Source organism: Agrobacterium vitis, assembly GCF_013337045.2.
Classification (GTDB): Bacteria; Pseudomonadota; Alphaproteobacteria; order Rhizobiales; family Rhizobiaceae; genus Allorhizobium; species Allorhizobium vitis_B.
Window position 1 is genome coordinate 2616216 of sequence record NZ_CP118259.1, and the last position, 19803, is coordinate 2636018.

The window sequence follows — 19803 nt, forward strand, 5'->3', positions numbered from 1 at the left end:
GGTGCTTTGTGCGCCGCACGCCTTCCTTTGACCAAATTTAGCGGCAAAAAGGCAAGCTGGGTGCTTTGGGGATGGCGGATCGCGTTGATGAAACGCCACCGCGCCTATCGGCACATCAGTCATACAAGTGCATGATCGATCACACTGCCTGGTAGTGCAGATATGATTGCATAGAAAAACGAATTTGTTACAGCGTTGTTTGCGCAAGCCCGCGTGATGCGCAAACAACGCTGTAAATCCGCCCGGTCTCTTTACGTCCGGGCGTCTGGATTTTGGGAACGGTAGCGATGGAACAAGTAGGATTGGCAGCCGCAAGCCACGACGTGAGCCTTTGGGCCCTGTTCATGCAGGCAGGCTGGGTCGTGAAAATCGTGATGATCGGGCTTCTGGGCGCCTCCGTCTGGACCTGGGCAATCGTCATCGACAAATATGTCAGCTTCGCCAAGGCGCGCCGCCAGTTCGACCAGTTCGAACAGGTGTTCTGGTCCGGGCAGTCGCTGGAAGAACTGTATCGCACGCTGGCCGAGCGCAACAATACCGGGCTTGCGGCTATTTTCGTCTCCGCCATGCGGGAGTGGAAGAAGAGCTTTGAGCGCGGCGCGCGTTCGCCCATCGGCTTGCAGATGCGTATCGACCGTTCGATGGATGTCACCATGGCGCGCGAGGCCGAACATTTCGAAGCCCGTCTTGGCTCGCTGGCCACCATCGGTTCGGCTGGTCCCTTCATCGGCCTGTTCGGCACGGTTATCGGTATCATGACTTCGTTCCAGGCGATTGCCGGTTCGAAATCCACCAATCTGGCAGTGGTCGCCCCCGGTATCGCCGAGGCGCTGCTGGCAACGGCCATCGGTCTGGTCGCCGCTATTCCAGCGGTCATCGCCTACAATAAATTTTCCGGCGAAGCGGGCAAGCTGTCCTCGCGCATGGAAGGCTTTGCCGACGAGTTTTCCGCCATACTGTCGCGACAGATCGATGAGAAGCTCCAGCCTCGCCAAGCGGCGGAATAAGGCTCCAGTCTAGAACGACTGGGCAAGGTCGGCGAAAGGAATTGATCAGATGGGCATGTCGGTAGGAGCAAATGGAGGTGGCGGTGGCCGTCGCGGCAGCAGGCGCCGGGGCGGCAAGCGCGGTCCCGTCAGCGAAATCAACGTCACGCCGCTCGTCGACGTCATGCTGGTGCTGTTGATCATCTTCATGGTGGCGGCACCAATGATGACGGTTGGCGTGCCGATTGACCTGCCGGAAACCCAGGCCAGCGCCATGAATTCCGATACGCAGCCAATCACCATTTCGGTCAATCCGGCTGGCGAAATCTATTTGCAGGAAAGCCCGATCCCGCTTGAGGAAATCGTTCCCAAGCTTCAAGCTATTGCCACCACGGGTTACAACGAACGCATTTATGTGCGCGGCGACACGGCTGCTGCCTATGGCACGGTCATGAAGGTCATGGCGCGCATTTCTTCGGCTGGCTACAAGAATATCGGCCTTGTGACCCTGCAAGAACAGGACAAGTGATCTTTCGAAATGAAAGGCAGTCTCGTCACATCTGCGATTTTGCACGCAACGCTGCTGGCCATGGCGCTGGTGACGATCAGCGCGCCTGCGCCCATGCAAGTCGCCGATGTCGAGGCCCTGCCCGTCGATATCGTGCCGATCTCCGAACTGACCCAGATCCAGCAGGGTGATAAAAAAGCGCCGAAGCGTGAAAAATCGGCACCCACCCCGACCAAGAAGCCGAGCACCGTTCAGAACGCGGAAAACATGGGCGACAACGAAGTCGACATGAAGACCCCGCCGACACCGTCGAAAAAGCCGTCGCAGCAGGAAACCGCAGCAGCTCCTGAAAAGGTCGACAAGGTCCTGCCGACGCAGGACAACGAAACTAATGACGTCAAGGAAATTGCCAAGGAAGAAACGGCGGTAGCCCCGTCCAAGGAAGCCGTGCCCCTGCCGAAGGACGTGCCGACCCCGACGCCCGAGCCAAAGCCTGAACCGCCGAAGCCAGAGCCGCCAAAGCCGGAGGCCAAGCCCGAGCCGAAGCCGGAAGCCAAGCCGCAGGAAGTCGCAAAAGCCGAAGACATTCCGCTGCCGACCAGCGTTCCCCTGCCCGCGTCCAAGCCAAAGCCGGAGCCGCCAAAGCCTGCGGAGACCAAGACGCCTGAGCCGAAGCCGACGGAAGCCAAGCCAAAGACCGAGGCCGCCAAGGCGCCTGATGTAAAGAAGGCTGACAAGAACCAGCAGGCGGCCAAGGCGAAATCGTCCAAGGAAAGCGATTTCAACGCCGATGAGATCGCCGCTCTGCTCAACAAAACCGATGCAGCCGGTGGCGGCGCCAAGCGCTCCACCGAACAGGCGGCGCTGGGCGGCAAGAAGACCACGGGCGGCTCGACACTCAGCCAGAGTGAAATGGACGCCCTGCGCGGCGCAATCCAGAACAACTGGTCAGTGCTGTCAGGCATGGGCGATGCCCAGGGCATGGTGATTCGCGCCCATTTCAAACTGGACGAGAGCGGCAATCTGATCGGCGAGCCGGAAGTGACGGCGACCGGTGGATCGCCCAGCGCCCAACAGGTGATGATCTCAAGTGCGCGTCGCGCCATTCTGAAATCCGTGCCGTTCAAGAACCTGCCCGTTGAAAAATACGATGCCTGGTCAGAGGTTGTCGTCAACTTCGATCCAAGCGAATTCATGTAAAAGCGAATTCATGCCCACACGAATTCATGTAGAAGCTGAAAGGCTTGCCCTTATGAAGACATTCTCACTCCTGCGTATCCTGATCGTCCTCGTCGGCATGGCGGGCGCCTTTGCCACGCCGGCCATGGCGCTGGTCGAGATCAACATCAATAAGGGCAATGTCGAGCCGATGCCGATCGCCATTCCCGACTTCCTGTCGGCCAATGGCATCGGCGCGAAGATCTCGGCGGTTGTCGAGGCCGATCTCAAGCGCTCCGGCCTGTTTGCCCCGGTCAATCACGGCGCCTTCATCGACAAGCAGATCAATCCCGATCAGGCCCCCAACATGCAGAACTGGACGGTGCTGAACGCCCAGGCGCTGGTGGTTGGCCGCATCACCCAGGAAGGCGATGGCCGGTTGCGCGCCGAATTCCGCCTGTGGGATACCTATGCAGGCCAGCAGATGAGCGGCCAGCAGTTCTATACCCAGCCTGAAAACTGGCGGCGCGTCGCCCATATCATCGCCGATGCGATCTATGAGCGCATCACCGGTGAAAAGGGCTATTTCGATACCCGCATCGTCTTCGTGGCCGAAAGCGGCACCAAGACCGACCGCAAGCGCCAGCTGGCCATCATGGACCAGGATGGCGAAAACGTCCGCATGCTGACCAACACCGCCAATCTGGTGCTGACACCGCGCTTTTCGCCGAACCGCCAGGAAGTGACCTATATGTCCTTCGAGGGCAACCAGCCACGCGTTTACCTGCTGCAACTGGAAACCGGACAGCGCGAAGTGGTCGGCAATTTCCCCGGGATGACCTTCTCGCCGCGCTTCTCGCCGGATGGTCAGCGGGTGATCATGAGCCTGCAACAGGACGCCAACAGTAACATCTATACGATGGACCTGCGCTCGCGCACCACCACGCGGCTGACCAGCACGGCGGCCATCGATACCTCGCCGTCCTATGCGCCGGACGGACGCCGGATCGTGTTTGAGAGCGACCGTGGCGGACGCCAGCAGCTTTACGTGATGAATTCCGACGGCTCCGGCCAGACCCGCATTTCCTTTGGCGAAGGCTCCTACTCCACCCCGGTCTGGTCGCCCCGCGGAGACTTGATCGCCTTTACCAAGCAATCGGGCGGAAAATTCTCGATCGGCGTGATGAAGCCGGATGGTTCAGGCGAACGGCTTCTGACCACCGGCTTCCATAATGAAGGCCCGACCTGGGCGCCGAACGGTCGCGTGCTGATGTTCTTCCGCCAGGCGGCGGGCTCCGGCGGGCCGCAGCTCTATTCCATCGATCTGACAGGCTATAACGAGCAATTGGTCAAAACACCGAGCTTTGCATCCGACCCAGCCTGGTCGCCGCTTCTCGAATAGCATGGTCATCGCCTTCCGGCTCCTCCCGGAAGGCGATTGCATTTGATGACCGGTCGTGAATTAAGTAAAGATTAACCATGACCGTTTGCTTCTGATTAACCAGGATTGATTAGAGTTCGGCAACCACGATTGACACAAGTGTCAATCGGCACTGCTCACACGGACCGCCCAACCGGCTGCCCACCATCACTGCACAATGACTGCCCCACACTACTTGCAAGGAGATCGGCCATGAGCCGCACTGTAACCCCGGTAATGAGCCGCATGCAAAAGCTTGCCAGCAACCCCGCAATCGTCGCTCTCGCGCTGACGCTGGCGCTGGCTGGCTGCGCTTCCAAGAAGAACATGCCCAACAGCGCGTCCGAGCTTGGCCTTGGCGGCGCAGGTGCTGCAACACCCGGCTCCACCCAGGACTTCACCGTCAATGTCGGCGACCGGATCTTCTTCGATACCGACTCAACCTCGATCCGCGCCGACGCCCAGCAGACGCTGGACCGCCAGGCTCAATGGTTGCAGCGTTATTCGCAGTATCCGATCACAGTCGAAGGCCATGCCGACGAACGCGGCACCCGCGAATACAACCTGGCTCTCGGCGCGCGTCGTGCCGCCTCCACCAAGGCTTATCTCGTGTCGCGCGGCATTCCGGCCAACCGCATCAAGACCATCTCCTACGGCAAGGAACGTCCTGTCGCCACCTGCGACGATATTTCCTGCTGGTCGCAGAACCGCCGTGCCGTTACGGTTCTCGGCGGCGCTGGAATGTAATTCACGAAATCGTGCCTGCATTCATGACAGAAACAGGGCGGTCTTCGGGCCGCCCTTTTGTTTTCTTCACACTTTGGCCGAACTCGGTTGCTTTTTGCAAAGAACAGAGAAAAGCTTTATTGGCAGACATCGCAGGCTTAGGGTCGATATTCGACAGCAAAGCCTGACGGGCACACATCAATCGGGCGATAACACGGAAAACAGGAACCACATCGATGAAGAGACTTGTCGTGGCCGGGATGGTGGGAATGACTGCAATTCTCGCCCCCCCAATCCTCGGAGTCCAAGCGGGCAGCAGTGCCTTGGCCTTTTCGCTTTTCGAACGCCAGCACACGCCGCCAGCGCCAGTCAGCGACATGCCAGTGCAGCAGGTCCAGCAGCAGGGCAGTGACATCGTTCAAGTCCAGCAATTGCAGGACCAGATCCGTCAGTTGAACGGCCGGATCGAGGACATGAGCTACCAGCTGCTGCAAATGCAGGAAACCATCCGCAAGGCGCAGGAAGACAATGAATTCCGATTCCAGGAGCTGGAAAAAAAAAGAAGTGACGCAGGCTCCCCCGGCCAGGCCAGCCCGTCGGTAGCGGCGCGCCAGCCAACTGGAGGCGGTGACGGCGTCGGCCAGATCATCGGCGAAACCGCTGGCAGCCAGGCAACAAACCCGGCTGGCGGCGGTCGCTCCGCGGCCCCCGGTGAAATGACGCTTGGCTCAATCGAAATGGACAACAGCGGCAATCCGGTCGGGGCCAGCGTCAATGGTTCGGCAGGTTCCAACGCCAGCGCCCTGCCGGGTACAGCACCTGCCAGCCAGAGCGGAACCAAAACCGCATCGCTCGGCGGCGAGCAGGATCTCTACCAGATTGCCTATAGCCATGTGCTATCGGGTGACTACAAGGCGGCGGAAGGCGAATTCCGCGATTTCATCAGCCGCTACCCGAAAAGCGGCAAGGCCGCCGACGCCAATTTCTGGCTGGGCGAAGCGCAATATTCTCAGGCCCGCTACAAGGATTCGGCTGAGACCTTCCTCAAAGCCTATCAAGGCTACGGAAAATCACCCAAGGCCCCGGAAATGCTGCTGAAACTCGGCATGTCGCTGGCTGCCCTTGACAACAAGGACACCGCCTGCGCCACCTTGCGCGAGGTGAACAAGCGCTATCCCGACGCCTCCAAGGCCGTCCAGAACAAGGCCGCCAGCGAGCAGAAGCGCCTGGCTTGCTGATGCCGCCCGACACCGGTTTGGACACACAGCTTCCGGGCCACGACCGACTGGGCGATTTCATGACGGACACTCTATCCGCGGTCCCTCCTGACGCCGCCATTGCCGCTTTCCTCGACAGAATAAACCACCCCTTGCGCCTTCTGGTGGCGATTTCCGGCGGCAGCGATTCGACCGGCCTGCTACTTGCGCTGCATGAACAGCTGCACGCCATGCCAGCAAAACCCGTCACCCTTCACGCCGCCACCATCGATCACGGTCTTCGCGATGGCTCCGCCGCAGAAGCCGAAACGGTTGCAGCGCTTTGCGCAAGGCTCGGCATTCCCCATGAGATCCGCCGTTGGGCAGGCGACAAGCCGAAATCAGGGATTTCCGCCGCCGCCCGGGCCGCCCGCTACCAGCTGCTGGCCGGCATCGCCAAGGAGATCGACGCTGCCGCCATCCTGACCGGCCATACCGCCGACGATCAGATCGAGACCATCGCCATGCGCGCGGAACGCAGCCGAAACCCTGAGGCGACCGGCCTTGCGGGCATGGCAGAATCCGTCCTGTTTGAAAATTATATCTGGATCACCCGACCGCTTCTGCGCTCGCGCCGCCAGGCAATCCGTGCATTCTTGCAGTCTCGTCAACTTGGCTGGATCGATGATCCCAGCAATGACAACATCGCCTATGAGCGCGCCCGGATCCGAGCCCACCTCGCAACGGCTCCGCAGATCGGCATGCCACACAACGAGCGCCTGTCTCTGTCGCAACAGGCCGCCACGCTGGTCTCCACCCATGCCACCATGCCTCTGCCGGGGCTCGTTGATATCGACAACGCCCTGTTCGAGGCGCCCCGAGCAATCCTTTGCCATGCCTTGCAGGCGCTGATTGCAACTGTAGGAGGCCAACCGCATGGACCTGGGCAGGACGCGCTTGTGCGGCTTATCGCCCTTTGCCAACAGCCGCCTGGTGCCAGACTGACACTCGGTCGGTGTCTTGCGCATCGTCATCGCCACGGCATCTATCTGGTACGTGAAGGGCGCAATCTGCCGCATGGTCGTGTGAAAGCAGATGAGACCGTGCTGTGGGACGGCCGCTGGAAAATCAGCAATATCGGCCGGATGGAAAGCCCGGTGCAGCCGGGTGGAACCGAAACAGATCAGAAGTCCGTCCCCCTGCCCATCTCGTCCGTGCCCATCTCGTCCGTGCCCGTTTCACTGGCGGCGCTGGCCCGCCAATCTCTCCCCGGAATCGGTCCAAACCTGCGAGCCATACCTATTATTGCGCCCTACCAGGGGTTTCTCCCGGGGTTCGACTGGCCGCTCGCCGTGGCTTTGGCGGGTCTTTTCGACGCACCAGGCTTTTTATCACCCTGTTTTTAAATCTTATTGACGGAAAACGAAGTCGGGGCCGCGCTTTGCCTTGGCAAGGCGCTTCAGGAAACCTATGTTACTGTCCGACGATACGGCGTTTTCATGCGCCGAACATTTTTTCTGGGGAGTTCGATGAACCCAAATTTTAGAAATCTCGCGCTGTGGGCGATCATAGCTTTGCTATTGGTCGCGCTGTTCAGCATGTTCCAGACGTCTCCGTCGCAAACAAGTTCCCGCGAGATTCCCTATTCGCAATTCTTGCGTGAAGTTGATTCGGGCCGCGTTCGCGACGTTACCGTCACCGGCAACCGCATCATTGGCAGCTATGGCGAAAACGGCGCCGCCTTCCAGACCTATGCCCCGGTCGTGGATGACAATCTGCTTGAAAAACTGCAAACCAAGAATGTGATGATCGTTGCTCGTCCCGAGTCCGACGGGTCTTCCGGCTTCCTCAGCTATCTCGGCACGCTGCTGCCCATGCTGCTCATTCTTGGCGTCTGGCTGTTTTTCATGCGTCAGATGCAAGGTGGTTCGCGCGGCGCGATGGGCTTTGGCAAGTCCAAGGCCAAGCTTTTGACCGAAGCGCATGGCCGCGTCACCTTTGAAGACGTGGCTGGTGTGGACGAAGCCAAGCAGGATCTCGAGGAAATCGTAGAATTCCTGCGCGATCCGCAAAAATTCCAGCGTCTGGGCGGCAAAATTCCGCGCGGCGTGCTGCTGGTCGGTCCTCCCGGTACCGGTAAAACCCTGTTGGCCCGTTCGGTCGCAGGCGAGGCCAATGTGCCGTTCTTCACCATTTCCGGTTCGGACTTCGTTGAAATGTTCGTCGGCGTCGGCGCAAGCCGCGTGCGTGACATGTTCGAACAGGCCAAGAAGAATGCACCCTGCATCATCTTCATCGATGAAATCGACGCTGTCGGTCGCCATCGTGGTGCGGGTCTCGGCGGTGGTAATGACGAGCGCGAACAGACGCTGAACCAGCTTCTGGTCGAAATGGACGGCTTTGAGGCCAATGAGGGCATTATCCTGATTGCCGCCACCAACCGTCCAGACGTTCTCGATCCCGCCCTGCTGCGTCCAGGCCGTTTTGACCGCCAGGTCGTGGTGCCAAACCCCGACATCATTGGCCGCGAGCGCATTCTCAAGGTGCATGCCCGCAACGTGCCGCTGGCTCCCAATGTCGATCTCAAGGTTCTGGCTCGTGGTACACCCGGCTTTTCCGGTGCGGATCTGATGAACCTTGTTAACGAAGCCGCTCTGATGGCGGCCCGCCGCAACAAGCGCGTCGTCACCATGGCTGAATTCGAAGACGCCAAGGACAAGATCATGATGGGTGCGGAACGCCGCTCCTCCGCCATGACCGAAGCCGAAAAGAAGCTGACCGCCTATCACGAAGCCGGTCATGCCATCACGGCGCTGAACGTGCCGGTCGCCGACCCGCTGCATAAGGCAACCATCATTCCGCGTGGCCGCGCCCTTGGCATGGTCATGCAATTGCCGGAAGGCGACCGCTACTCCATGAGCTACAAGTGGATGGTGTCGCGTCTGGTGATCATGATGGGTGGCCGTGTTGCCGAAGAAATCACCTTCGGCAAGGAAAACATCACCTCCGGCGCGTCGTCAGACATCGAGCAGGCCACCAAGCTTGCCCGCGCCATGGTGACCCAATGGGGCTTTTCCGATATCCTCGGTCAGGTTGCCTATGGTGAAAACCAGCAGGAAGTGTTCCTCGGCCATTCCGTCTCGCAGAGCAAGAATGTCTCGGAATCAACCGCGCAGAAGATCGACACCGAAGTGCGTCGCCTGATCGACGAGGCCTATACCGAGGCTCGCCGGATCATCACCGAGAAGCACGACGCCTTCGTTATTCTGGCCGAAGGCCTGCTGGAATATGAAACCCTGTCGGGTGAGGAAATCAAGGCGCTGATCCGCGGCGAAAAGCCAACCCGCGACAGTGGCGAAGATGGTCCGACCCGCAGCTCTGCGGTTCCCTCCACCGGCAAAAAGGACGCCCCCAAGCCCGATGGTAACGGTGGCGAACCGGAAGCCGGACTGGAACCCCAGGCGCATTGATCCGCCAAGTCTCGTAAAAAGACCTTGATATTGGTCACAGAACGAAAAGCCGCCCTTTGAACGGGCGGTTTTTTTATGTGGTAACGGGTTATAATCAATGTTGACGGTAATTTAAGTGAATGCGCCGTTAAAACATGCGATGAGCGATGAAAGAACGGCGGACGGCCTGCGCACATAGGTATTGCCGGTCAATGCGATGCGTAAAAACAAAGAAAAGAGCATTTCGCGAGCTAAAGACGGCGAAAAAGCTTTGGACCTCAGGAGACATCATGACACGACGTTATTTCGGAACCGATGGTATTCGCGGACAGTCGAATGTCTTTCCCATGACGCCGGATCTCGCCATGAAGGTCGGAATTGCCGTCGGTACTATCCTCCGACGCGGCCAGCATCGTCACCGCGTGGTGATTGGCAAGGATACCCGCCTCTCCGGTTATATGCTGGAAACGGCACTGGTGGCCGGTTTTACCGCCGCGGGCCTGGACGTGTTTCTGCTCGGCCCGATCCCGACGCCGGCTGTGGCCATGCTGACCCGCTCGCTGCGCGCCGATATCGGTGTCATGGTCTCCGCCTCGCATAATCCCTTTGCCGATAACGGCATCAAATTGTTCGGCCCCGATGGTTACAAGCTGTCCGATGAGCTGGAAGCTGAAATCGAAGCCCTGCTGAACCAGGAAGCACCCCTCCCCTTGGCCAGAGCAGAGGATATCGGTCGGGCCAAGCGCGTCGATGGCGACATCTATCGCTATATCGAATTCGTCAAACGCACATTGCCGCGCGATGTCACGTTGAGCGGGCTTCGGATTGCCATCGATTGCGCCAATGGCGCCGCCTATAAGGTCGCGCCCACGGCCCTTTGGGAATTGGGTGCTGAAGTGGTGACCATCGGCAACGAACCGAATGGCCTCAATATCAATCTGGAATGCGGCTCCACCCATACGGCTGCGTTGCAAAAGAAAGTCCATGAGGTGCGCGCCGATATCGGCATCGCGCTCGATGGCGATGCAGACCGGGTGATCATCATCGATGAAACCGGGGCAATCGTCGATGGCGATCAGTTGATGGCGGTGATTGCCGAAAGCTGGGCCAATGACCAGACCCTGAAAGGCGGCGGCATTGTCGCCACAGTGATGTCCAATCTCGGTCTGGAGCGCTTTCTGGGTGGCAAGGGCCTGACGCTGGCCCGCACCAAGGTCGGCGACCGCCATGTGGTCGAGCATATGCGCCAAAACCATTATAATATTGGTGGCGAACAGTCGGGCCATATCGTGCTGTCGGATTTCGGCACGACCGGCGACGGCCTGGTTGCCGCCCTGCAAATCCTGGCGGCGGTGAAGCGCACCGGCAAAACGGTCAGCCAGATTTGCCACCGTTTCGATCCCGTGCCGCAATTGCTGCGCAATGTCCGCATTTCCGGCGGCAAGCCGTTGGAAGACAGTTTCGTGCGTCAGGCCATTGCCGATGCCGAAAGCGAACTGGCCCGCAACGGCCGTCTTGTCATCCGCCCGTCCGGCACCGAACCGCTGATCCGTGTCATGGCCGAAGGCGACGACCGCAGCCAGATCGAGCGCATCGTCAACGACCTGATCGGCGTGATCGCCAATAGCCGCGAAGCGGCGTAAAACCTCATCATTGCAACGGAAAAAGCCCGGCTAATCCATAGCCGGGCTTTTTGCATTGCGTTCATTGCTCCGCTTTCAGCGGCGCAGCACGAATAGCATCAGGCCGAAAGCCTTGCCATCACCTCTTCCGAGACCTCGAAATTCGAATAGACGTTCTGCACATCGTCATCGTCTTCCAGCGTCTCGATCAACTTCATCAGCGACTGCGCCTTGTCCTCATCGACAGGCACGGTGTTTTGCGGCTTCCAGACGGCCTTAACGGATTCGGCCTCGCCAAGCGTCGCTTCCAGCGCCTTGGAGACGTCGTTCATATCCTCGAAGCCGCAGATGATCGTGTGACCGTCTTCGTCGCTGAGGACATCTTCCGCACCGGCTTCGATGGCAGCTTCCATCACCGCATCGGCATCGCCGACACTGGCCTTGTAGACGATTTCGCCAACCTTATCGAAGGAGAAGGAAACCGAACCGGTTTCGCCCAGCGCCCCACCGGCCTTGGAAAAGGTCGAGCGGACATTGGAGGCTGTGCGGTTGCGGTTATCGGTCAGGGCTTCGACAATGACGGCGACGCCGCCGGGGCCGTAGCCTTCGTAGCGCACTTCGTCATAATTCTCGCCATCGGCACCCGACGCCTTCTTGATGGCGCGCTCGATATTGTCTTTCGGCATCGACTGCGCCTTGGCATTCTGGATGGCCAGGCGCAGGCGGGCATTCATGGTCGGATCGGGCAAGCCAGCCTTGGCCGCCACCGTGATTTCACGGGCAAGCTTGGAGAACATTTTCGATCGCACGGAATCCTGCTTGCCCTTGCGATGCATGATGTTTTTAAACTGTGAATGGCCGGCCATGGCACCCCTGCGACATCTGATTTGTGGCATCCTGCGGCATCAGTCGTGATCCGTCAGGCGCGCTTTAACGCTCTCTCTTTGCTGCATGATTTCGAACCGGATTGAGCTCGCTTGCTCATGCAGCCGCGAATTGGCGCCCTTATAAGGCCCTGTGGCTTGCCATTCAAGGGGGGCGTAGGTGCGAAGAGCCCTTCTGCCCTGGAACAATAAGGCTTTCCTTCCGTTGCCCTGCTGAAGAACACCAGCAAGAAGAGAGGAAAGCCAATGGTCAATCTCACGGAAGCCCGCGAAGAGCCCGCCCGCCAGCTTTGGGAGGAAATCGAAGCCATTCATGCCGGCATGCTGGGCCTGGAAGGCTCCACCCTGCATATGCAGCCGATGGCGCCTTACGGGGATCCGAAAACCAATACAGTGTGGTTTTTCACCCGGACCGATTCAGATTTTGTCCAGAATATCCGCCCCGGCAGCCGGGCGCATTTCTGCGTGGTCGGCAAAAACCACGATTACCACGCCAGCCTATCCGGTGTTATCGATGTGCGCCGCGATCCGGGCAAGATCGATGAATATTGGAGCTCGGTGGTCGAGGCCTGGTATCACAACGGCAAGAAAGACCCTGATCTCACGATGCTCGCCCTGCATATCGACGATGCCGAAGTCTGGGCTTCGACCGGCAATCCGCTGAAATTCGGCTGGGAAATCGCCAAGGCCAACATTGACGGCGAAAAACTACCGGATGTGGGACAGCACCACCATCTGACCTTCGCCTAACGGATATTATTTGCCCTTCAAAAGCCGCTGAGCACCAGGATCAGCGGCTTTTTCGGCAAGCTGCGCATAGACACTGTCACGGCATTGGTCTCGGCAATCCTGACATCAAAACCTGGGCCGAACATTCCAACAAAGTCATTCATAACAGGCCCGCGCCGGTGCATGGGCAGGATCAGCGCCGAGCGCAGCCGTTTGACCATTCGGCTCATGCTGTCGCTGCCCAGCGTCAAACCGCCATCGACCGGCACCATCACCACATCCAACCGGCCAATGGCGGCAAATTGTTTGTCCGTCAATTCATGATGCAGATGGCCGAGATGGCCAATGCACAGCCCGGCGACCTCGAAAATGAAGATGGAATTGCCATTCGGTTCGAAATCTCCGCCCCAGCTGCGGATATCGGTGGCCACGTTGCGGATATAGGCATCGCCGACGACAAGGTTATGGGCAGCAGGCTCCCCCGGCTGCGCATCATTCCAGCCATGCAGAACCTGGGCGATGCCGGGGTTGGGCGTCAGCGTATAATGACTGGAATGGGCCTTGTTCATCGTCACCACATCCGGTGTCCGCGCGGAGCGTAGGTAACCGCTGTAGTCGGTGTCGATTGTCAGGCCCTGCGGCGTTTCAATCTCGAAGGTGGAATGGCCGAGAAAGGTGATGGTGACGTTTTCCGCCAGGGCCGCAAGGCGCAGCGGCCCCTTATCCGTGCCAGCGCTGGCATATTCGACGGAAGAAAACCGAGCCCCGGGAAGCTGGTTGGCCACCAATTGGCATTGACTGACAGGAGGGCGGGCGTCAGAGTTCTTGTCCTCCGCCAGGGCAAGGCCCGGAAGAAGGCTGAGAATACCGAAAATCACCAGCATTCGCGTCATCATGCCCGCCTCAGCTCCTGCCAGCGTTGCATCATGCTTGCAAAGGTAACCGAAGAATGCGCTGCGTCAAAGCACTGGATGGAATTTCCGCAAATATCTGACTGTTTCGAGAGGTGTTATGAGGCCGTCACTTCTGCACAGAGGCGCGCAATTTGTGGCGGAGGCCCGCCAGCCAATGGGCCATGCCGGTCAGGCTCAGGAAGGCGGGCGCGTTGTCGGTTGGCGCGACAGCTTCCATGGAGACGCCGACGGATGAAATATGGCCGGTTTCGCCGATGTCTCGGACAATCAGGATGATATGACCGAGACGGACCCGGTCGGCATATTCGGCCTTGCCGCCGAGCCGCGCTTCCATCAGTTCGCCAACGGTTTTTTGCCGGTCTGCCTCGTTCAAAAGCCCGGGTCCGTAGGCCGCATCCAGTTCGGCGGCGGGACGCGAGGGTGAAATGGTGAAAGTACCGAAGAACTCGCTATCGTCATCATCCACTGGCGCTTTACTGGCAAACAACCGGTCGAGCAGCCGCGGATAGCCGGGCGCGATGAACAGATAGACCTGATCGTTTTCCCGCAGTCGGCCCGCATATTGGTAGCGCATGGATTTACCGTCGCGGATCACTAGTGATGGCATGGCCCAGCGCGGAATGCGCGCGCCACTGAGCACCGGACTACCCGCCACGACGCGGTAGGACAGCAGTTCGTGATGGGCGGCGCCCGGCAGATCCAGTTCCACCTTGTCGATAGCGCCGATGCGCGGCGGGATGATCAGGCCAAGCCGCTTGGCCATCGGCTTGATGGTCCAGCCCTGAAGCAGCAGTGAAATCATCACCACGATGAAGGCGGTGTTGAAATAGACCTCACCACCCTTGAGATCGCCGAGGATCGGCAGAATGCCGAGCAGGATGGACACCGCGCCGCGCAAGCCGACCCAGGAAATGAACCGCTTTTCCTGATGGGTATAATCGAAGGGAATGAGACACAGCCAGACCGCTGCGGGCCGGGCGATAAACACCAGAAACAGGCCCAGAACCACCGCCGGAAACAGGATCTTGATGAAATGCGACGGCGTGGCCAGAAGGCCGAGCACCAGGAACATGATGATCTGCGCCAGCCAGGTCATGCCCTCCTGAAAGCGGGCAATGGAAGCGCTGCCGGGGATCTTGCGGTTACCGGCATAGATGCCCGCGACATAGACGGCCAGAAAGCCGCTACCGCCGATGGCGCCGGTATAGGAAAAGATCACCATCGACATGGCCAGCACGATGATCGGCAACAGGCCGCGATCAATCGGGATCTTCTTGACGATCATCGCCATCATCGCCCCGCCGATCAGCCCGAGCGCCAGGCCCATGCCCATCTGCTCGACGAACATCCGCAGCAGGCTCCAGTCGAGACCGGTGTGATCCTTGCCGGTGGACACCATCTGCACCAGCGCCAGGGTGAGAAAAATCGCCATCGGATCATTGGTGCCGGATTCCACTTCCAGCGAGGAGCGCACCTTGTCGCGGATATTGATGCCGCCAATCCGCAACAGGAAGAACACCGCCGCCGCATCGGTGGAGGCGACGATGGAGCCAAGCAGCATTCCCTCCAGCAACGACAGTTTCAACAGCCAGGTGGCCAGCAGACCAAACAGGCCTGCCGTCAACAAAACCCCGACCGTCGCCAGCATGATCGACGGCGCTGCCGCTTGGCGGAAGGATTGCAACGAGGTTGTATAGCCGGAATCAAACAGGATAACGGCCAGCGCCAGCGAGCCGATGGTATAAGCAACGGAATGATTGTCGAAATGAATGCCGAGACCATCGACCCCGGCCATCAACCCGATGACCAGAAACAGCAGCAGCAGCGGCGCGCCAAAGCGAAAGGCGATCAGGCTGGAAAAAGCCGCAAACAGGATCAGCGCCGTCAGAACCAGCGTGACGATGTAGAAATGTTCCAACCTTTCGCCCCTTTCTTGCGCACGGCGCACCCTGCCATCCCAGCACACCACCAATTCCGGCGCCCAAGACCGCATGATCCGACACTGTGGCATGAAGAAAGACGGCAGAATCGCCTTGAATTCCCTCAGGAATACTATGGCTCAGACTGGGGCGAAATTACAAAACGAATTATGGCGAGAAGGGGGAAAATGGGGGTAGTTAGGCGCAGTGCTTGGCTCGTAAGCCCCGCAGTTCGCGCACGAACCTCCAGCTTATGGAACGACACGAACAAAGCTTCCCGTAAATTGGACGTCGAGATTGACCAGAAGGCATCCAAAGGAGTGGCTACTCGAGCTCTCCGCTGTTGATTTCAGCGATTAAATCATCCGTCAAGTTAAGCAGGGCATTGGCCACAGCCACATGTCCCTTCGCAACGGCTTGTGCCGCAGTTGCGGCCAAGAGCGTTTCTTGGTCCCAATCCTCTTTCAGGTGAAGATAGACAATCTCGACTAATTGACTGATCGCATGATGATAATCTTCGGCATAAACTTTCGGAATTTCTGGTGCTAGGCCTGTCTTGCGGGCGATTTCTATAGCTGTTGGCAATTGGAAAAAAGATGAATTGATTGGCCCTTTCGCTTGGCCGGCGATGCGGATAATGTGAGGGACCGCTACATAGGAGGCGGTGTACACATCGCCCTGATGGCACAGACGTGACCACAGGCTGAACCACAGCTCCGTTTTGTCCGTCATTGTTTCTGTTGAGGAATCCAGCGCCTGAAGCAGTTGTGGTAGGTCAGTGGCGTCGCCATAAGCGTGCCGAAGTTCTTTCCAGCGGGGATCGTTGAGCGGCAACATTTTCCATTTACCTTTCGCAGCCAACAGCACGGAACGTCTTCGCACTGGGCCGCGCCGCCATTCTGCATTCATACCGCTTCAGGCAAGTTGTTGTCACCATAATCTGCCGCCGATTATGACGGTTTAACCACGTCACCACTGCAATTATTCCATCAGACCGAATAAAGCGGCCAGTGTCGACCTTTGAGAGACAACTACATGCGGAAAGAACCGATTACCATCTCGCTAAAACAGAGCCTGTGTTCGACGGCAGTCGAATTCCTATATTTCGGACAGCCGCTTCTCGATGTCGCCAATCGATTAGGGCCGCCGAAGAGCTGGATTGCAAACACCAGTTACCAGCCAGTTCCACTGTACTGGTTCTATCCGGGCGGTTTGGAATTATGCTTTGAACCCGAACAGCCGTACCCATTGGCCTGGTTTAAACTATCAGACGTTGGCCGCCATAAGGGAAGGAGTACTCGCTTCAGTCATGATGTCCACATGCGCAACGACTTTCCGATGGCGGACATGTCGGTGTCAGGCTTTCTGAGAAGCGGCTTATGGGACCTGGATATAGTGAATGTCGGCATCTGTGCGCAGCCGAATTTTCCGACCCTCGATATCTGTATTGGATGCCTTCGGATACCGTTCTTGATGAACGCGGAGAATGAGATGGCGCTGAAAAATCAGCTAAAAGATGCGCCCCTCAGCAGCAGGTTTAAGTTACTCGATTCAAACTGTGACTTCTTCGGAGCTTACTTTTCTCCTGAAGATGCTGCCATTAGTCGCTCCCCTAAAGAGGGATGGACCACGATCAGCGGCAAAGAATACCTTCGAGAGCTTGAACAAGCCAGTTAACCCCTCAATCCCCCAGACCACCATCCCAGCACACCACCCGTTCCGGCGCCCAAGACCGCATGATCCGACATTGTGGCATGAAGAAAGACTGCACAATCGCGCTTAATTCCCTCAGCACCCCTATTGCTCAGACTGGGGCGAAATTACAAAACGAATTATGGCGATACCGGGGAAAATGGCGAGCGGGGTGGTGGACGACACAAGCGTTTTTGCTTGCGCATACCCCCCTCTGTCCTGCCGGACATCTCCCCCTCAAGGAGGGAGATCGGACAGATGTAACCGCCCGTTTCAACGGATAAAGTTGCGATTTCCGATATCTTCGAAGGGTAAATGCGGCGTGGCAAGCCAACTCCTTGCCGATCTCCCTCCTTGAGGGGGAGATGCCTGGCAAGGCAGAGGGGGGTAAGCCACGCATAGAAATCTTTGCGGTTTGTATTGTGCGGGCGGAATGGCAGTGGACGAGATTTTAGCGCGGAGTCCTTGAGCAGGATTTGCCCTGGTGGGGCGAGGATTGGTGGGCTAGTGCGACCAGTATGGTCAGAGGAGCGGCTACTACGCCCTCACTCCAGATATGCTTCCTCGTCGCGCTACTGTGAATCGCTTGCCATGTGCTCACCTCAGTCCCCTGCCACCTTTTTCAAAAGTGGCAAAATCTCGCCAATCTTAAATGGATAGTCCTTCCGCTCAAGCTCTTCCTTTCGATACGGGTTGCGCACGTCGGCTAGAGCCCAGCCGAAAAATTCTTCCTTCTGGCTATCGTCCAGCGTTTTCAGGAATTGATCTTCGTCTGAGACGGCCAGAACATACTCCAAGTCCTCGATGCTGGTGAAAATCACTTCCCGCTTGTCCTCGGGCAGCATATCCGGCTCATCGGCACAAAGCTTCTCGGCCTCTGCCCGCAATGCCTTTAGCGGTGTCTGGTCGAGCTGCCACCAGTTTTCCATGGTCAGGATGACGCCCTTGGCGTTCGGGTCTATCTGCTCCTGTATGTAAATACCTCGCCGCGCTCGGGAGAAGAACTTCCAGAGCTGCGACATGCCCTTGGCGATCTGGTTGTATGCGTTCGGCGCTTCCGCATAAGGGTCGTCGCCGAACTGCGCGTCGAATGTCAGCTTCGTAGCCTTGCACTCGAACACCACCTTGACCACCCCACCATCTTTCAGCAGCAGGTCGGGCGTCCGGTAGGTTTTGGCTTTGCTGACCACAAATTCATGTTCCCGCAACGTCTCGAACCTCGGGCAACGGGCATCCAAAAGCTTCTTGCCGAACTCCTCGAACCGGCTGTTTGCCTCCTCGATGAGGGACTTCGGCCCCTCTTGCAGGTCATAATAGAGGCCGGATGTCATCCGGAAGATGATGAGCTGCGGTAAAGGCGCAATCATTTGTTTCTGGTGTTTTGCCGTCGTGACAATCGGATACTGCCGCAACGAACTAGGTAGATAAGCGATCTTGGCCTTCTCCGGTGATGCTACATTGGTGATGCGCCTGAGCGTTTCGGCCCGCATATCCTGCATTTCCAGCGAAATGATGCCGAGCGTCTTTTCAAACACATCGTTCCGCAAAGGCAGGTCATTAGGAATGATCGGGAGCTTGTGCCACGCGGCGCGTATCGCGAGGGCATGCAGCAAAATGCAGCCCAGCGCAAAGTCATTGATGGTCAGGCTGTATCTCTGCTCGAAGTACTCGGCGCACTTACCCTGCCCATAGACGAAATAGTACCGGTAGAGCCGGGCGGGTTCAAACATGATGCGCTGCCACATGAACTGCTTGTGGGCGAGGCGAGGCACCTCGAACAGGATATTGCTGGGATTCAGCAGCACCCGCTCCTCGGCCAGCTCTGCATTCTTGAGCTGGTTGATAATGCTAGCGGCGGTGTCATAATTTCGGTAGTCCGGCTCCCGTAGAAAGTTGACCTTTTGCTTGGGGGTGGACATCATAAGCAGTAAAGCGTTTTCGATCTCCCACTTGGGTACGAAATGCCGGTCAACAAGCTTCGCACCGGCCGCTTCCTTCGGGTAGCGCAGGTATCGTGTCAAGTCGGGCGCGTTATCGCTTTGCAGGGCGTTAACTGACCACATAAGCTGCATGGTCAGCGCATCGTCCAGGTGCGATAGAGTCGTGAGGAGGGTTTCTCGCGCCTTCACGCGCTTCCTCTTCGCCATGTCGAGCTTCAGTCTACTCACCATACCCTGCCTGTATTGAAACCAGTGCGATAGTATACCAGAGGTAGTTTCCAAAATTCGAGGGCTGCGCCGTCGTTATCCCGTGAAGAATAGCAAGTTCATACTATTAGCCAATGCTCAAACGGGAAGAGGTTGTGAGGTGCTCAAATGGCTTCGCCGTGGAACCGACGAAGCCATCGGCTTATGGATTGGATTGGCCCTGCTGGAATATTCCGGTGAAGATGCCAGCCAGACACACAAAGCCCATCGCGACAGGCGGGAACACCATGCTAGTTCTTTCTGTTCGTTGATATCTACTCGTCCCGAAGAGACAAGTGATAGAGCGACGACTATCACGCCTCTCTCGTCCAAAAGCCGCTAGTCTGCTATCGGCCCCAAAGCCGTCTCTGTCCAGCGCCCCGCCTTTTTTCTAATCAGTCACAAACGTGTCAC

The 19803-nt window shown here is 58.1% G+C and carries 16 protein-coding genes; 11 read left to right on the plus strand and 5 right to left on the minus strand.

Features of this window, described 5'->3' with window-relative positions; translation table 11 throughout:
* Positions 1-287: 287 nt before the first annotated feature.
* The 9 genes from tolQ to glmM all read left to right on the plus strand — a co-directional run bounded on the left by tolQ (position 288) and on the right by glmM (position 11086).
* Entirely contained in the window at positions 288-1007 is a 720-nt protein-coding gene (tolQ, locus tag G6L01_RS12685; protein ID WP_015917018.1) for a protein TolQ, read from the plus strand.
* Positions 1008-1056: 49 nt separating this feature from the next.
* Positions 1057-1515 carry a protein TolR gene (gene tolR / locus G6L01_RS12690; RefSeq protein WP_015917019.1) on the plus strand — a complete coding sequence of 153 codons (459 nt, stop codon included), beginning with the start codon at positions 1057-1059 and terminating at the stop codon, positions 1513-1515.
* A gap of 9 nt (positions 1516-1524) precedes the next feature.
* Positions 1525-2694, plus strand: a complete 1170-nt coding sequence (locus G6L01_RS12695) for a cell envelope integrity TolA family protein (RefSeq protein ID WP_071206551.1) — start codon at positions 1525-1527, stop codon at positions 2692-2694.
* Between the two features lie 52 nt (positions 2695-2746).
* Positions 2747-4054, plus strand: a complete 1308-nt coding sequence (tolB, locus tag G6L01_RS12700; protein WP_015917021.1) for a Tol-Pal system beta propeller repeat protein TolB — start codon at positions 2747-2749, stop codon at positions 4052-4054.
* Between the two features lie 231 nt (positions 4055-4285).
* Positions 4286-4819, plus strand: coding sequence for a peptidoglycan-associated lipoprotein Pal (gene pal / locus G6L01_RS12705; RefSeq protein WP_070166697.1), 534 nt, complete (start codon positions 4286-4288; stop codon positions 4817-4819).
* 215 nt (positions 4820-5034) lie between these two features.
* Positions 5035-6036, plus strand: coding sequence for a tol-pal system protein YbgF (gene ybgF / locus G6L01_RS12710; protein ID WP_071206549.1), 1002 nt, complete (start codon positions 5035-5037; stop codon positions 6034-6036).
* A gap of 59 nt (positions 6037-6095) precedes the next feature.
* A complete protein-coding gene (gene tilS, locus G6L01_RS12715) occupies positions 6096-7400 on the plus strand; it encodes a tRNA lysidine(34) synthetase TilS (protein ID WP_070166987.1) in 1305 nt (434 codons plus the stop codon).
* Positions 7401-7523: 123 nt separating this feature from the next.
* Positions 7524-9464: an ATP-dependent zinc metalloprotease FtsH gene (gene ftsH / locus G6L01_RS12720; protein ID WP_070166988.1), complete on the plus strand. Its 1941-nt coding sequence runs from the start codon at positions 7524-7526 to the stop codon at positions 9462-9464.
* 269 nt (positions 9465-9733) lie between these two features.
* The gene (glmM, locus tag G6L01_RS12725; RefSeq protein ID WP_070166699.1) at positions 9734-11086 is read left to right on the plus strand and encodes a phosphoglucosamine mutase; all 1353 of its coding nucleotides are present in this window, start codon (positions 9734-9736) and stop codon (positions 11084-11086) included.
* A gap of 98 nt (positions 11087-11184) precedes the next feature.
* Here glmM and G6L01_RS12730 read toward each other — a convergent pair whose 3' ends face one another.
* Positions 11185-11931: a YebC/PmpR family DNA-binding transcriptional regulator gene (locus tag G6L01_RS12730; RefSeq protein WP_070166700.1), complete on the minus strand. Its 747-nt coding sequence runs from the start codon at positions 11929-11931 to the stop codon at positions 11185-11187.
* A 264-nt stretch (positions 11932-12195) separates the two neighbouring features.
* On the opposite strand from G6L01_RS12730, the gene G6L01_RS12735 reads away from it, so the two are divergent.
* Positions 12196-12699, plus strand: coding sequence for a pyridoxamine 5'-phosphate oxidase family protein (locus tag G6L01_RS12735; RefSeq protein ID WP_070166701.1), 504 nt, complete (start codon positions 12196-12198; stop codon positions 12697-12699).
* Between the two features lie 17 nt (positions 12700-12716).
* Here G6L01_RS12735 and G6L01_RS12740 read toward each other — a convergent pair whose 3' ends face one another.
* From G6L01_RS12740 to G6L01_RS12750, 3 genes are all read right to left on the minus strand, one after another.
* Positions 12717-13574 carry an MBL fold metallo-hydrolase gene (locus G6L01_RS12740; protein WP_070166702.1) on the minus strand — a complete coding sequence of 286 codons (858 nt, stop codon included), beginning with the start codon at positions 13572-13574 and terminating at the stop codon, positions 12717-12719.
* Positions 13575-13698: 124 nt separating this feature from the next.
* Positions 13699-15510 (minus strand): potassium/proton antiporter, encoded by a 1812-nt coding sequence (locus tag G6L01_RS12745; protein ID WP_070166989.1) that lies wholly within the window; start codon positions 15508-15510, stop codon positions 13699-13701.
* A gap of 325 nt (positions 15511-15835) precedes the next feature.
* Positions 15836-16378 carry a hypothetical protein gene (locus G6L01_RS12750; RefSeq protein WP_337692706.1) on the minus strand — a complete coding sequence of 181 codons (543 nt, stop codon included), beginning with the start codon at positions 16376-16378 and terminating at the stop codon, positions 15836-15838.
* Between the two features lie 168 nt (positions 16379-16546).
* On the opposite strand from G6L01_RS12750, the gene G6L01_RS12755 reads away from it, so the two are divergent.
* Complete coding sequence (locus tag G6L01_RS12755) at positions 16547-17188, plus strand: hypothetical protein (protein ID WP_070166703.1); 642 nt, start codon at positions 16547-16549, stop codon at positions 17186-17188.
* A gap of 617 nt (positions 17189-17805) precedes the next feature.
* Here G6L01_RS12755 and G6L01_RS12760 read toward each other — a convergent pair.
* Positions 17806-19350: a hypothetical protein gene (locus G6L01_RS12760; RefSeq protein WP_139190351.1), complete on the minus strand. Its 1545-nt coding sequence runs from the start codon at positions 19348-19350 to the stop codon at positions 17806-17808.
* Positions 19351-19803 lie beyond the last annotated feature (453 nt).